This is a genomic window from Mycobacterium sp. D16Q16, from assembly GCF_002013745.1.
Taxonomy (GTDB): Bacteria; Actinomycetota; Actinomycetes; order Mycobacteriales; family Mycobacteriaceae; genus Mycobacterium.
Genome location: NZ_MAEY01000001.1, coordinates 655,815 through 670,942, shown reverse-complemented (window position 1 = coordinate 670,942; position 15,128 = coordinate 655,815). Strand labels below are relative to the sequence as shown.

Below are 15,128 nucleotides of genomic sequence, written 5' to 3'. Positions count from 1 at the left end.
GGTCTAGTTTCGCAGACCCTTCACCAGGATCGCGCGGGTGTACAGCAGTGAGAAGCCCTGGCGCTGGGTGTTCTGCTGGGACTTCGACCCGGGCTGGGTGGTCACCACCGCCAGCTCCGCGCCATCGCGGGCGGCTTCGTGAAGCCGGGTGGTCAGCAGTGCCGTTTGGATACCGCGCCGGCGGTGTGGGGCTGCGGTGGCCGCACCGTTGAGCTGGGCCACCCGGTCGAGGATGCGCATGCTTGCGCCGCCGGCGACAGCACCCGCGCGCAGAGCGATGTACCGCTGCTCGCCCTGCACCGTGGACAGTGCGGCGATCGCGCGGGAAAGCACCTCGCGCGGAAATGATTCGTGCGAGGCCACACCCTGGTCATCGGGTACCGCGAACCCGTCGACGACCACGTCGACCCAACTGGTCAGCTCATCGCTGCCGCTGTGACGCACCGTGACGTCGTCGGGAATGACCGGCGCTGGGGCATCGGCTAGGGGAAGGCCGAGGACATCCTCGAAAGACACCAGCAGGTAGCCCCGGGCGGTGAGCAGCTCGCAGATCGCGGGATCGGCGAGGCTCGCGATTTCAGCCTGCACCGGGGTATCCCGTTCGGCGAACTCCCGCTCGACGGCGTCGAGTTCGGATTCGCTTGGCACACCGCTGAACCCGAGTCCAGCGATCTTGTTCATCGGTGAATCCGGTCCGGCGTAGGACGCGATGCCCCCTGCCAGCGGTATCACCAGACCGCGGTCGCACTTCCCGGTGCCCGCGGCGATGGTGTCGGCCTCGGCACGTTCAATGCGCGCGGCGGTATCGATATCACAGAACACGCCGGTGATTGTGTCCGATGTACCGCCCGAACCGCCACCGGGTTATCTGCTGATGTGACGCGCTGTTTCGGCGGTGGCCAGCTTGTCGGGGTTGCGGATCGCGAAAACATGCGCCACCTTGCCATCCGCGATCGACACGGCCAGCACCGCGTCGAGACGTCCTTCGCTGTAGATCAGTAGGGCCGGCGTGCTGTTGTAGGTGCTTAGTTCCATGCGGACATCGGGGAACGCGGCGGCGGCCCGCGACAGACCGATGGCCACGCGTGCCACTCTGTCGGCCCCATAGACCGGACGCCGTGCGGCACTGACCTTGCCGCCGCCGTCGGATGTCCACACCGCGTCGGGGGCCAGCATTTCTACTAACGCGTCGACATCGCCCCCCGCCGCGGCCAGCAGGAATTTGGTGGTCAGTTCCTCGGCCTGCTGGTCGGTGGGGGTGAACCGGCGCCGGCGCGACTGCACATGCTCTCGGGCACGGTGCGCCATCTGACGTACCGCGGACTCCGATTTGCATACGGTGGAAGCGATTTCGGAGTAGTCGAAGCCGAAGACCTCCCGCATGACGAATACGGCCCGCTCGTCCGGTGCCAGGGTTTCCAACACGACCAGCATCGCCATCGACACCGATTCGGCCAGGACCACATCTGTCGAGGCGTCCGCCGCGTCGCCGTCGAAGGTCACTCGCACCGGCTCCGGTAGCCACGGTCCCACATACTCCTCGCGCCGACGGCTGTTGGCGCGCAAGGTGTTCAGTGATTGGCGGCTGACAATCTGTGCCAAGTAGGCCTTGGTATCGGTGACCGTGCCCAGATCCACCTGCGCCCACCGCAGATAGCTCTCCTGCAGTACGTCATCGGCCTCCGTGGCGGAGCCCAACATTTCGTACGCGATGGTGAACAGCAGCGGGCGCAGGTGGGTGAACAGCTCGGCGTGCGCGGTGTCGGACACCGCTACGCCTGCACCTTGAGGGCTTCAGAGCGCTTGGCGCCCTGCGGCCAGTAATAGGCCTTCGGATGCTTGGCGGCCTGTTTCAGGAAGTAAACCGTTCCGCGGCAGACCATTTCCTTGATCGCCGCACCGGTCCGGCCGCCGATGAACAGCTTGCGTGGTGTGTCGTCGGCGCGTGAGGTCTGGATGACGGCGGCACGACGTCCGATGCTGACGTTCTGCCCGACGAAGATCTGCCCGCCCGCTACCGGTTGCAGCCCGTCTACCAGAGCCAGCACAGTCTTGACCGCACGCGCGGCCAGCGGCCCGGCGGCCTGGCAGCTCATCCGCAGCGGCACGCCTGAGGGGCTTACCGCATCACCGGCCGCGACGATGCGGGGACGGTCGACGCTGACCAGCGTCTCATCGGTGAGCAGTCTCCCCAGCGCGTCTGTCCGCAGTCCGCTGTCGGCGGCCAGCTGCGGTACGCCAAATCCGGCGGTCCACACCGTCAGCGCACTCGGCAGTTCGCGCCCGTCGGACAGGGTCACGGTGTCCTCATCGACTCCGACGACCGTGGCGGGCGCCAGCACCTCGACGCCCAGCTCTTCCAGATGCGTGGCGGCCGCGCGCCGGGCCGGTTCGCCGATCGAGGGCAACAGTTGCTTGCCGCAGACCAGAGTCACCCGGCGGCCCGCCTCGGCGAGTTCTCCGGCCAGCTCGACACCGGTCAGGCCCGCACCGACGACCACGATCGGTGCCTCAGGTGCCAACCGCTCATACCGGGCCCGTACCTGCTGGGCGTGTTCGAACTCGTTGATGGACAACGCATGTTCGGCCACGCCGGGGATGTTGGGAGTTGTTGTGGTGCTGCCCACGGCGTAGACCAGATAGTCGTAGGGCAGCACCGCGCCCGAGGCGAGCTCCAGCTTTTGGGCGTCGGCATCGATGTGGGTGACCTTGTCGACCACGAGGCGGATGGCCGGATTGAGCAGCTGGTCGTAGTCGACCGTCGCGCCCCGGTTTCCGGCGACCAGCTGGTGCAGGCGGATCCGTTCGACGAAGTGCGGTCGCGGATTGACGAGGGTCACGGTCAGGTTCTTGTTGGCCAGCAATTGGTTGGCCGCCAGGGTTCCCGCGTAGCCCCCGCCGATCACGGTCACATGGGTGTTCTCGGTCATTTCGGTGACTTCCTTTCAGTCGCTGATGCCCTTAGGACACCGGCGCGATGAAATCTGTGACAGACCGTGACCGGGATCACGTATGACCTACTTGGGCACCTGATACTTCGGGAACACGCCCGTCGGCGCGGGCAGGCTCACGCCAGCCTTCAGCCGGGTACCGATGGCGGCGAAGTCCCGCTGATCTTCGGACTGGCCCAAGAGGTCCAGCAGCTTGGCCGCGGACTCGGGCATGACCGGCTGCGCCAGCAGCGCGACAATGCGCACCACCTCCAGCGTGGTGTACAGGACGGTGCCGAATCGCTGTTGATCGGCCGCGTCGTTACTCTTACCCAGTACCCATGGCTCCTGGGCGGAGAAGTAGCGATTACTCGCGCTCAGCACCTGCCACATCGCCTCAAGCGCGAGATGCATCGCAGGTACCTCGAAGTGTGTGCGCGCCTGTTCTAACAGGCCGTCAGCGGCCGCGAGCAGTTCGGTGTCCTCGGCGGTGTAATCGCCCGGCTCCGGCACGATTCCGCCAAGATTCTTGGCCACCATCGACAGCGAGCGTTGCGCCAGATTGCCCAGCTCGTTGGCCAGATCGGCGTTGATCCGCCCGATCAAGCCGTCCTCGGTGTAGCTGCCATCCTGGCCAAACGGAACCTCACGCAGCAGGAAGTACCGCACCTGGTCCAGCCCGAAATGATCGATCAGATCGACTGGGTTCACGACATTGCCGATCGACTTGCTCATCTTCTCGCCCTTGTTGGTGAGGAAGCCGTGCGCGAAAACCCGTTTCGGCAGCTCGATTCCGGCCGACATCAGGAATGCCGGCCAGTACACGGTGTGGAACCGGATGATGTCCTTGCCGATCATGTGCACATTGGCCGGCCAGTACCGCTGGAACAGCTCTGAATCGGTGTCGGGATAGCCGGCGCCGGTCAGATAGTTGGTGAGGGCGTCCACCCACACGTACATGACGTGGTCGGGATGGTCGGGTACCTGCACTCCCCAGTCGAAGGTGGTCCGGGAGATGGACAGATCGCGCAGACCACCGGAGACGAAGCTGACGACTTCGTTGCGCCGTACTACCGGGCCGATGAACTCCGGATGCGCCTCGTAATGCGCCAGCAGCTTGTCCTGGTACGCCGACAGCCTGAAGAAGTAGGAATGCTCCTCGGTCCACTCGACGGGGGTACCGCTCTCGGTGGCGGTGCGGGTTCCGTCGGCGGCGACCGTGGTCTCGGCGTCCGTGTAGTACGCCTCGTCGCGCACCGAGTACCACCCCGAATAGGTGTCTAAATAGATGTCGCCGTTGTCGGCCATCCGGCGCCAGATCGCCTTGGATGCCTCGTGGTGATCGGGGTCAGTGGTGCGGATGAACCGGTCGAACGAGATGTTGAGCTTGCGCTGCAATGCCTCGAAGACATCGGAATTGCGCCGTGCGAGCTGCGCCGTCGGGATTCCGGCCGCGGTGGCCGCCTGCGCCACCTTCAGACCGTGCTCGTCGGTGCCGGTGAGATACCGCACGTCGAAGCCGTCCAGCCGTTTGAAGCGGGCGACGGCGTCGGTCGCGACGTACTCGTACGCGTGCCCGATATGCGGTTCACCGTTCGGGTAGGCGATGGCGGTGGTGATGTAGAAGGGGCCAGACGCGTTTGGCCCAGAAGAGTTCGGAACAGATGATTCAGGCATGGTTTGAGCAACTTTATAGACTGGTGTTCTGATGACGCCCGGCAATAAGAGGCAAGCCCCGCCCAATCCCGAGCCGCTGGCACCCCTCATCGACGCCCACACCCATCTGGATGCGTGCGGTGCGGTCACCGGGGATGACGTACGAGCCATCGTCGACCGTGCCGAGTCCGTCGGCGTGGGGCGCGTGGTGACGGTGGCCGACGACCTCGAGTCGGCCCGATGGGCGGTGTCGGCCGCTGCCGGAGATCCACGGGTGTACGCCGCTGTCGCCTTGCACCCGACCCGCGCGGGCGATCTCACCGACAGCGCGCGCGAGGAGTTGGAAAAGCTGGCCGCGCATCCTCGGGTCGTCGCGATCGGGGAGACCGGTGTGGATCTGTATTGGCCGGGCCGATTGGAGGGCTGCGCGGAGCCGTCGGTTCAGCGCGAGGCATTTGCTTGGCACATTGAGCTGGCTAAGCGGACGGGCAAGCCGCTGATGATTCACAACCGTGACGCGGACGCCGAAGTGCTCGATGTGCTCAGGTCCGAGGGCGCGCCGTCCTCGGTTATCTTCCACTGCTTCTCATCGGACGCCGAGATGGCGAAGAAGTGTGTCGCTGAGGGCTGGATTCTGAGTTTGTCGGGGACGGTGAGTTTCAAGAACGCGCGGGCGCTGCGGGAGGCCGCTGTGCTCATTCCCGACGAACAACTGCTGGTAGAGACCGATGCGCCCTACCTAACACCCCATCCCTATCGGGGTGCACCGAATGAGTCGTACTGCCTGCCGTACACCGTCCGGGCCCTCGCTGAAATAACCGGGCAACACCCTGAGCGATTAGCGGCCGCGTCCACCGCGACCGCATTAAGGGTGTTCAAGATTGTTGATGAGTTGCCTCCGTGCGATGCTTTCGTTACCGTGTCGTGATCAGATCGCCGGGTTTCGTCACCGTTGACATCCGGTATCGACGCACCGAAACGAACGCAGGAATCTCCTACTCGTGAATGCACTGACGAAGCTCAACGCAACGCGATCGCCCTTGCTACGCGCCCTCGTGGCCGCCCTGCTGGTGGTGATCGGCGCGGGCGGTGGCTACGCCATCGCTGCGCATAAGACCCTGACTCTCAACGTCGACGGAAACGCCATGACGGTCACGACCGTCAAGTCACAGGTGTCCGAGGTCCTCGCGGACTATGGATACGCGCTGTCCGACCGTGACGATGTCGCTCCCGCCAAGCACGATTCGGTGAGCGACGGCGACACCATTGTTCTGAAGCGTTCCCGTCCGCTGGACATCTCCGTGGACGGGCAGGGCACCCAGCAGGTCTGGACCACCGCCAACACGGTGAACGACGCGCTGTCTCAGCTGTCGATGACCGACACTGCTCCGACCGCCGCCACCCGCGGCAGCCGTCTCCCGCTGGAGGGCATGTCGCTCGCGGTGGTGAGCGCCAAGACCGTTCAGCTCAACGACGGCGGCGTGATCAGCACCCCGCGTATCGCCGCTCCGACCGTGGGAGCGCTGCTGGAGGCTACCGGTAACCCGCTGCAGCAGTTCGACACCGTCGATCCCGCACCGAGTACCCCGGTGACGGCCGACATGCCGATCACCGTGACGCGCATCCGGGTCTCCAAGGTGACCGAGCAGGCCCCGTTGGCGCCGACTCCGCAGAGGATCGAAGACGCCGAGATGAACATGAGCCGCTCGGTCGTCGAAGATCCGGGCGCTCCCGGATCCCAGGACATCGTGTACTCGGTGCTGTCGGTCAATGGACGCGAGACCGGACGGATGCCGGTGTCCAACAACGTGCTGACACCCGCGCGTAACTCGGTGCTTCGGGTCGGCGCCAAGCCCGGCACCGAGGTTCCCACCGTGACTCGTGGATCGGCGTGGGATGCGCTGGCTTCGTGTGAGGCCGGTGGCAACTGGGCCATCAACACGGGTAACGGTTTCTACGGTGGTGTGCAGTTCGACTACGGAACCTGGTTGGCGCACGGTGGTGCCAAGTACGCACCGCGTGCCGATCTCGCGACGCGCGAGGAGCAGATTGCCATCGCCGAGAAGACGTTGGCCGTGCAGGGTTGGGGAGCTTGGCCAGTGTGCAGCGCGAGGGTCGGTGCCCGCTGACCATCAGGCTGCTCGGCCGTACCGAGATCCGACAACTGGCCAAGGATCTCGATTTCCGACCGACAAAGACGCTGGGCCAGAACTTCGTTCACGACGCCAACACCATTCGCCGGATTGTGTCGGCATCGGGTGTCGGTAAAAGCGATCATGTCATCGAGGTTGGGCCCGGCCTGGGCTCGCTGACACTGGGGCTACTCGACAAGGGCTGCACGGTGACGGCGGTCGAGGTGGATCCAGTGCTGGCGCGACGCCTTCCGGCCACCGTCAAGGAACACTCGCACAGCGAGTTCAACCGGTTCTCGGTGATTCACCAGGACGTACTGAAACTCACCCCCGCCGATATCTCCGGGGAACCCCCGACGGCGATGGTCGCCAATCTGCCGTACAACGTCGCGGTGCCGGCATTGCTGCGGATTCTTACCGAATTCGATTCGGTGAAGACCCTTTTGGTGATGGTCCAGTCCGAGGTTGCCGATCGGCTGACGGCTGAGCCGGGTTCCCGTATCTATGGTGTGCCGAGTGTCAAGGTGCGCTACTTCGGCAAGGTGAAGCGTCTCGGCACGGTGTCTCCCGCGGTGTTCTGGCCGATTCCGCGGGTGTACTCGGGTCTGGTGCGCATCGACAGGCATCCGGACGCGATATGGCCTTCCGATCCTGGGTTCCGCAAGGAGCTCTTCGATCTCATCGACATCTCATTCGCCCAGCGCCGCAAGACCTCTCGTAACGCATTCGCCGAATGGGCGGGCTCGGGTGACGAGTCGGCGCGCCGCCTGTTGGCTGCCAGCATCGACCCGGCGCGTCGCGGTGAGACGTTGGACGTCGCCGATTTCGCCCGCCTGCTGGAGCGTTCGGCGATCGTCTAGGTTCTACTTGTCACCGAGGTTGGGCGGGTCGTCCATCATCGGCGTCTCCGCGATCACCGGATACTGCCCGGTATAGCCGACTCGCTCACGTGCCAGCTGCATGACTCGTTCCCTGGACAGGTACCAGCCGATGGTGAGCAGCGGCGTGAAGATCGCCAGAGCCACCAGATTCCAATAGTTTTCGTAACACATGAGCGCCAGCACCAGCACCAGGAAGACCAGCGTCGCGTATCCGGTGTAGGGGGCCCCGGGCATCTGGAACTTGCCGCGCCGAAGGATGCCGCGTTGCGACCATTGGTAGAGCCGTAGCTGACAGATGACGATGGTGGCCCACGAGGCGATGATGCCGAGCGCGGCCACATCCAGGGCGGTCTCGAATGCTTTGGCCGGGATCACCATGTTCATGAAGACGCCGACCACGGTGAAGCATGCGGTGAGCGCGATGCCGGCAAAGGGAACGCCGTTGGATGTCATGCGGGACAACAGCTGTGGTGCGCTGCCGTTCATCGACATGGATCGCAGAATGCGGCCGGTGCTGTAGAGGCCAGCGTTGAGGCTCGACAGCGCGGCGGTAAGCACCACGAAGTTCATGATGTCACCGGCGTACGGCAGGCCCACCCGGGAAAAGAACGTCACGAACGGGCTCTCGCCCTCCTTGTAGAGGGTGTAGGGGAGCAGCAGCGCCAGCAGAATCAATGAGCCGACATAGAACACGGCGATGCGGACGATCACGGCGTTGATGGCCTTCGGCATGACCTTCTCGGGATTTTCCGTCTCGCCCGCTGCGGTGCCCACCAGTTCCACTGAGGCATAGGCAAAGACCACCCCGGAGGTGACCACCACAAGGGCCAGTAATCCGGTGGGGAAGAGCCCGCCGTTGTCGGCGAGTATCGAGGGTCCGGTGGTGGCGCCCTCGACGGTGAACCGCCCCGCCAGGAACACAATGCCGACAATCAGGAAGGCCACCAATGCAACGACTTTGATGAGTGCGGCCCAGAACTCCATCTCGCCGAACAGCTTGACGCTGATCATGTTCAGGGTGAGCACGATGACCAGGGCGATCAGCGCGATGGTCCACTGCGGGATGGCCTTGAAGCTGCCCCAGTAGTGCATGTAGAGGGCAATGGCGGTGACGTCCACGATCGAGGTGGCCGCCCAGTTGACGAAGTACATCCATCCGGCGACGTAAGCCGCCTTCTCCCCGAGGAATTCGCGCGCATACGACACGAAGGAACCTGAAGACGGGCGGTGCAGTACCAGCTCGCCCAGAGCGCGCAGCATGAAGAAGACGAACACGCCGCAGACGGCGTACACGAGCCACAGGCTTGGTCCGGCTTCGTGTAAACGTTTTCCGGCCCCCATGAACAGACCCGTGCCGATGGCACCGCCGATGCCGATCATCTGGACTTGGCGGTTCTTCAGACCCTTGTGATATCCCTCGTCCTCACGCGCGAGGCCCGACGTATCGTAATTAGCTGGAGATGCCATGGGGCGACGGTACCGGGGATTAGGTCATCGCGTGTGTCAAAAGTGTTATGAACTCCGTACATGTCGGATAGCGGTTTAACGGATCCTTGGCCATGGCCTTGGCGACGATGGAATCGAAAGCCCGTGGGATGTGCTTATGGCGGTACGAAATAGGCCAGGGTGTGGCGTTGAGATGCAGGTCGGCGAGCTTCATCGCGGTGCGTGCCGTGAACGGGGGTTTGCCGTCGAATAGCTCAACCGCGGTGCAGGCCAGCGCGTATTGATCGGTGGCCGCCGTCACAGGTTGCCCGCGCAGCACCTCGGGCGCGGCGTAGGGCAGCGAGGTTTGCACGACGGGCCGGCGCGGTCCGTCCGCGAAGACGAGCTCTTGGGCGATGCCGAAATCGGTGAGTACGGCGCTACCCGAGTGCCTGCGCATGATGTTGGACGGCTTCACATCGCAATGCACCACCTGGGCTTCGTGGATGTAGTCGAGCGCTCCGGCGATCTGTTGCAGGGCAGACAGTTTGATGGGCATGATCCAGCTCTGATCCGTGCCCACCAAGTCATTCGCCGAGCCGCCGGTGAGCGCCTCCATGGCCAGCCAGTCCTCACCGCGTTCGTAGACCGTGATGATGCGGGGATGTGAGAACCGTTGGGCCAATTCGAATTCTCGGTGCAATCGGTCGATGTTCTCCGGATTTCGATGCCGTGGATCCAGCACCTTCAGCGCGACCGTAACCCCGCCCTCGTCATCGTCACGGTGTGCGAGGTAGACCTGTGCCGTCCCGCCACGGCCCGCAAGGGAGTCGATGACGTAGCCGTTGAAGTCGCCACCCGGTGCAGGCATGTACCGAGGGTGTCATGAGTCGCGCAGCGTAGTGGCGGATTTCGGCTTAGTACGCGTGTCTGGGGAACTCCGAAGACGGGTCTGGTCCCGCACCGGCCGGCGCCGGGGGCGGCGGTACGTCTGTCGCCGGCTGCGGTGTTCTCGGCGGTGGCAGCGGCCGGGTGCGCACGTTCAGCGGCCACCAGAACCAGCGGCCCAGCAGGGTCGCGATGGCCGGTGTCATGAACGACCGCACCACGAGGGTGTCGAAGAGCAGGCCCAGGCCGATGGTGGTACCCACCTGGCCGATGATGGTCAGGTCGCTGATGGCCATGGCCATCATGGTGAAGGCGAAGACCAGGCCGGCGGAGGTCACCACACTGCCGGTACCGCCCATCGCCCGAATCATGCCCGTCTTCAAGCCACCCGGCAGTTCTTCCTTGAGTCGGGAGACCAGTAGCAGGTTGTAGTCGGAGCCCACGGCGAGCAGCACGATGATCGCCATCTGCATGACCATCCAGTGCAATTCCTGGCCCAGGATGTACTGCCAGATGATAACCGACAAGCCGAATGACGCGCCCAGGGAGAGCAGTACGGTGCCGACGATCACCAGCGAGGCCACGAAGCTACGCGTGATGAGCAGCATGATCAGGAAGATCAGGCACAGCGCGGAGATGCCGGCGATCATCAGGTCGTAACGGGCGCCGTCGGACATGTCCTTGAATGTCGCTGCGGTGCCGCCTAGTTCGATCTTGGCGTCCTCGAGGGGGGTGCCCTTGACGGCTTCGATCGCGGCCAGCTTGATGGGTTCGATATGCGAAAGGCCTTCGGGCGACGTGGGATCACCGCGATGCGAGATGATCATCCGCAGCGTCTTGCCGTCGGGGGACAAGAACATCTTGAGACCGCGTTTGAAATCCGGATTGTCGAAGATCTCCGGCGGCAGGTAGAACGAATCGTCGTTCTTGGCCTTGTCGAAGGCCCGTCCCATGGCGGTCGAGTCCTTGCTCGTCTCGTCCTGCAGGTCGTACATGCCCGCCATGGTGCTGTGCATCGTCAGCATCATGGTCTGCATCGATTCCATGAGCGGGATCATGTCCCGCATGTCCGCCACCATCTGGGGCATGATGACGTCCATCTTGTCCATGGAGACGACCATGCCGTCCATGTTCTCGGTGAGCTCGTCGATCTTGTCGAGCACCTCGAAGATCGATCGGAACGCCTGACAGATCGGGATATCGAAGCAGTGCTTCTCCCAGTAGAAGTAGTTCTTGATGGGGCGGAAGAAGTCGTCGAAGTTCTCGAGGCTGTCCCGCATGTCGTGGATGGTGCCCTGCAGGTGATGCATGTCGCCGATCATCTGGTGCATCACTGAGGTGAGCTCGGTCATGTTGGCCAGCATCTTTTTCATGGTGGCGACCATGACGCCCATTTGGTCGGCTTGGACCTTCATATCGGCCATCCGGTCCTTCATCAGCTTCAGGTTCTGAATCTGGCCGACGCCTTGGGCGCTGATGAGGAAGGGGATGGAGCTATGTTCGATCGGGGTGCCCTGGGGGCGGGTAATCGCTTGCACGCGTGCGATACCCGGCACCTTGTAGACGGCCTTGGCGAGCTTGTCGATGACCAGGAAGTCCGCGGAGTTCCGCATATCGTGATCGGATTCCAACACCAGCATCTCCGGGTTCATCCGGGCCGGGTCGAAGTGCCGGTCGGCGGCCTGGAAGCCCTGATTCGCGGGAATGTCCTTGGGGATGTACTTCTTGTCGTCGTAGCTGGTCTGGTAGCCGGGAAGTGCGGCCAGACCGATGATGGCGATCGCCATCGAGGCGGCCAGGATCGGTCCGGGCCAGCGCACGATCGCGGCGCCGATGCGACGCCAGGTGCGAATTCGCATGGCGCGCTTGGGTTCGAAGAGCCCAAAGCGGCTTCCGATGGTGATCAGCGCCGGTCCCAGGGTGAGGGCGACGGCCACGGCGGTCAGAACCGCGACGGCACAGGGGACGCCCATGGTCTGGAAGTACGGCATGCGCGTGAAGCTCAGGCAGTACATGGCGCCGGCGATCGTCGATCCCGTGCCCACGATGACATGCGCCGTGCCATGGAACATCTCGTAGTAGGCCGCTTCGCGATCCAGCCCATTGACGCGGGCTTCTTGATAGCGACCGATCAGGAAGATGGCGTAGTCGGTTCCCGCCGCGATGACTAGCACCACAAGGAGATTCACCGCGAAGGTGGACAGTCCGATGATGTGGTTGTCGCCGAGCACCGAGATCATTCCGCGTGCGGCACCCAACTGGACGCCCACCATAAGGAGCACCATCAACACGGTGAAGATCGACCGGTAGAAGAACAGCAGCATCACGATGATGACGATGAAGGTCAGTCCGGTGATCTTGATCATGCTGCTGTCGCCGGCATGGGCCAAGTCGGTCTGCAGCGCGGCGGGGCCGGTGACATAGACCTTGAGCCCGTCCGGCATCGGCTTCGCGTTGCCGTGCTCATCCGTCGTCAGTTTCTTGATGACGCTGCGCACGGACTCGATCGATTCGTTCGCGAGCGTCTCGCCCATATCGCCGGCGAGGTTCAGCTGAACGTAGGCGGCCTTGCCGTCAGTGCTTTGCGCACCGGACTCGGTGAGGGGATCACCCCAGAAGTCCTGGACGTGCTGGACATGTTTGGTGTCGGCGCGCAGCTGCGACACCATCTCGTCGTAGAACTTGTGCGAGCCAGGGCCCAGCGGTTGGTCGCCCTCCAGCACGATCATGGCGGCGCTGTTGGAGTCCGACTCTTGGAAGAGCCGCCCCATGTTCTTCATCGCCTTCATGGACGGCGCGTCGTTTGGGCTCAGCGAAACGGTGTTCGCTTGAGCCACCTGTTCCAGCTGGGGAGCGGAGAGAGCGAGGATGACGACAACCGCCACCCAGCCGATGACGATGGGGATCGACAGGCGCCGAATCCATTTAGCGATGAAGGTGGGCTCGCCGTTGGCGTGTGCCCCGCTCATGCGGACTTCACAAAGCAGTAGACGTAGGCGCTCACCTCGTTGGTATACCTCTCGTCTTTTACTTCGCCGTTGGCCGTGATGCGGCAGCCCAGCCCATCAGCATTGCGGGCTTGAGCCAGGATGTTTCCCGTCATCGACGGTGCCGTCGTGACGATCTCAATCGACCACGGTAGCGTCGCCCCGTTGATCTGGTGGGGCTCCCCTTCCTTTGTCGATGTAGTTGATGTCCGCGATGGTTCCGGGCGGGCCGAAGATCTCGTAGACCACATGCTTGGGCTTGGAGTTGTTTTTGTCGTCGGTCATGCTGCCGGCGTAGGTGGGCAGCTGATGAGAGCCGAAAATGCCGCGAATCCGCCATACCGCGAAGCCTGCGATGGCGAGCACCAGCACCATCACCACCGGGATCCACGCCCGCTTCAATGCGCTGAGAATCGCAGGACCCCTTCACCCGTTGCTGCCGACCAGATCGATTACCGGACACTGTATGAAGCCTTCGCGCATAACGCATAGCGTGTGCGTTACAGGCAACCTACCAGCGGGTAGGTGTGCCCGCAAGTCACACGCCGTGCGTTATCTTGAGATGGATGACACACCTGGGTTTCCGGCGCGCACGTTCTGAGGAGAACAAGCGTCAACGTGCGGCAACGATCGTGGAAGCCGCGCGTTCGTTGGCGTTGGAATCCGGTGTCGCGTCGGTCACTCTCACGGGGTTGGCCCATCGGGCGGGTGTTCATCACTCCGCGGTGCGCCGCTACTTCAGCTCCCATAAAGAGGTGCTGCTGAGGCTCTCGACGGAGGGCATGGCCGCGCTCGCCGAGTCCGTCTGCTCGGCATTGGACGGCTCGCACGAGCGGTCGCCCGCGGACGTCGGTGCCGTGCTGTCGAGTTCTCTGATCGCGGCGCCGTTGTTCTGCGATCTGCTGGGCAGTCAATATCTGCACCTTGAGCACGAGGTGGAACTCGGCCATGTTCGTGAGGCCCAGCGTGCCAACCAGGCAGCTGCGATGACAATCGTCGACGCGATTGAACGTGCGGCGCCGCAGATCGACCGCAAGGGTGCGCTCGACATCGTCACGTCGGCCTTCGCGCTCGCCGGGATGCTGTGGCAGTTCACTCATCCCCCCGAGGGTCTCGAGCACGATTTCGGCGAAGAGCCGGGCTTTCCGGAGGATTGGGACACCGATTTCGGCAGCACGCTCACGCGGCTGCTGACCGCCACGTGCATCGGGGCCGCGAAAACGCTTTAGGTGCCGAGGTGCTTCTCGAACCAGTGGTGTGCGTACTTCTCGTCGTTGAACGCGGCGACCTCGCCATAACCCGCGGAGCGGTACATCGCGATCGCCTCGGTGAGTGCCCGATTGGTGTCCAGGCGAATCGTGCGCGCGCCGTGCGTCATCGCCCGCCGCTCCAGCTCGGCGAGAATTCGCTTCCCAAGCCCCATGCCGCGGACATCGGGAGAGATCCATACCCGTTTGACCTCGGCCGCTTCGATGATCTCGTCGGCGTTCCTGAGCAGCTTCAGCCCGCCGCAGCCGACGGGCTCCTCGTGCAGGGTGGCGACGAGCAGCATTCCGGCGGGGGCGGAGAGTTCGGCATCGCCGGCGGGCAGGGCCAGCGCCGGGTCGAACCCGTTTTCGAGCCGGGCGGCAATCTCCTCAAAATAGGCACGAATGCAGTACCGGGCCTCGGGTGAGCGGGTGTCCATGATGGCGATCTGAACCTGCGAGGCCACGAAGAGCCGTTCGACCTCGGCCATGGCGTCGGCGAGCCGTTGCCGCTGGTTGATGCTGAGCGGTTCCAGGATCGACCGTGCCAGGTCATCGGAGCGGCGATCGAGCTCGGACAGTTCGGCGCGGCCGGCGCCGGTGAGGCGCGCGGTGCGCACCCGGGTATCGCCGTCCGCGGTGCTCACCTCGATCAGTCCGCCGCCTTCCAGTGCCCGCAACAATCTGCTGAGATATCCAGAGTCCAGGCTCAGGCGGGCGCGCAGCTCACGGATATCGCATCCCCCCGAAGGCCCTGAGCCCTGGGTGCCGATCTCCCACAGCACTCGCGATTGCCCCAGCGGGCGGTCTCGGGCGAGGTATTCGCTCTCGAGGACGCCTATCCGTTGCGTGACGGTTCTGTTGAAGCTGCGTAGGCCATCGACCAGGGCATCTGTCATTTACCTGACTTTAGTCAGATAAAGCCGCGATGTCCCCGTCGTTTGACGGGTAACGGCCATTCGCGCCGCCAGAACGTACCCTC

Annotated in this window: 12 protein-coding genes and 1 pseudogene; 4 read left to right on the top strand and 9 right to left on the bottom strand. The window is 63.7% G+C overall.

Annotated elements, in window-relative coordinates:
- Positions 1-3: 3 nt before the first annotated feature.
- The 4 genes from B4394_RS03255 to metG all read right to left on the bottom strand — a co-directional run bounded on the left by B4394_RS03255 (position 4) and on the right by metG (position 4,607).
- The gene (locus B4394_RS03255) at positions 4-822 is read right to left on the bottom strand and encodes a GNAT family N-acetyltransferase (RefSeq protein ID WP_078314114.1); all 819 of its coding nucleotides are present in this window, start codon (positions 820-822) and stop codon (positions 4-6) included.
- A 42-nt stretch (positions 823-864) separates the two neighbouring features.
- Positions 865-1,770: an RNA polymerase sigma-70 factor gene (locus B4394_RS03250; RefSeq protein ID WP_078314113.1), complete on the bottom strand. Its 906-nt coding sequence runs from the start codon at positions 1,768-1,770 to the stop codon at positions 865-867.
- Positions 1,771-1,772: 2 nt separating this feature from the next.
- A complete protein-coding gene (locus tag B4394_RS03245; protein ID WP_078314112.1) occupies positions 1,773-2,930 on the bottom strand; it encodes an NAD(P)/FAD-dependent oxidoreductase in 1,158 nt (385 codons plus the stop codon).
- An 87-nt stretch (positions 2,931-3,017) separates the two neighbouring features.
- Positions 3,018-4,607 carry a methionine--tRNA ligase gene (gene metG / locus B4394_RS03240; RefSeq protein ID WP_078314111.1) on the bottom strand — a complete coding sequence of 530 codons (1,590 nt, stop codon included), beginning with the start codon at positions 4,605-4,607 and terminating at the stop codon, positions 3,018-3,020.
- Positions 4,608-4,638: 31 nt separating this feature from the next.
- On the opposite strand from metG, the gene B4394_RS03235 reads away from it, so the two are divergent.
- From B4394_RS03235 to rsmA, 3 genes are all read left to right on the top strand, one after another.
- Complete coding sequence (locus tag B4394_RS03235) at positions 4,639-5,514, top strand: TatD family hydrolase (RefSeq protein ID WP_078310190.1); 876 nt, start codon at positions 4,639-4,641, stop codon at positions 5,512-5,514.
- Between the two features lie 73 nt (positions 5,515-5,587).
- A complete protein-coding gene (locus tag B4394_RS03230; protein ID WP_139359889.1) occupies positions 5,588-6,715 on the top strand; it encodes a resuscitation-promoting factor in 1,128 nt (375 codons plus the stop codon).
- Positions 6,679-7,578: a 16S rRNA (adenine(1518)-N(6)/adenine(1519)-N(6))-dimethyltransferase RsmA gene (gene rsmA / locus B4394_RS03225; protein ID WP_170915052.1), complete on the top strand. Its 900-nt coding sequence runs from the start codon at positions 6,679-6,681 to the stop codon at positions 7,576-7,578. Before B4394_RS03230 ends, rsmA begins: the two co-directional genes overlap by 37 nt.
- Positions 7,579-7,581: 3 nt before the next feature.
- Here rsmA and B4394_RS03220 read toward each other — a convergent pair whose 3' ends face one another.
- The 4 genes and pseudogenes from B4394_RS03220 to B4394_RS03205 all read right to left on the bottom strand — a co-directional run bounded on the left by B4394_RS03220 (position 7,582) and on the right by B4394_RS03205 (position 13,274).
- Complete coding sequence (locus tag B4394_RS03220; RefSeq protein WP_078310181.1) at positions 7,582-9,066, bottom strand: amino acid permease; 1,485 nt, start codon at positions 9,064-9,066, stop codon at positions 7,582-7,584.
- Positions 9,067-9,085: 19 nt separating this feature from the next.
- Positions 9,086-9,895 (bottom strand): serine/threonine-protein kinase, encoded by an 810-nt coding sequence (locus tag B4394_RS03215; protein ID WP_078310178.1) that lies wholly within the window; start codon positions 9,893-9,895, stop codon positions 9,086-9,088.
- 46 nt (positions 9,896-9,941) lie between these two features.
- Positions 9,942-12,881, bottom strand: a complete 2,940-nt coding sequence (locus tag B4394_RS03210) for an MMPL/RND family transporter (RefSeq protein WP_078314110.1) — start codon at positions 12,879-12,881, stop codon at positions 9,942-9,944.
- Positions 12,878-13,274 (bottom strand): annotated as a pseudogene (locus B4394_RS03205) (MmpS family transport accessory protein). The gene B4394_RS03210 and the pseudogene B4394_RS03205 overlap by 4 nt, the downstream one beginning before the upstream one ends.
- Positions 13,275-13,465: 191 nt before the next feature.
- Here B4394_RS03205 and B4394_RS03200 point away from each other — a divergent pair.
- On the top strand, positions 13,466-14,128 hold the full coding sequence (locus tag B4394_RS03200; protein ID WP_078314109.1) for a TetR/AcrR family transcriptional regulator: 663 nt from the start codon (positions 13,466-13,468) through the stop codon (positions 14,126-14,128).
- Here the strand turns inward: B4394_RS03200 and B4394_RS03195 are convergent.
- Entirely contained in the window at positions 14,125-15,045 is a 921-nt protein-coding gene (locus B4394_RS03195; protein ID WP_078314108.1) for a bifunctional helix-turn-helix transcriptional regulator/GNAT family N-acetyltransferase, read from the bottom strand. The two genes, B4394_RS03200 and B4394_RS03195, sit on opposite strands and share 4 nt — an antisense overlap.
- Between the last annotated feature and the right edge of the window lie 83 nt (positions 15,046-15,128).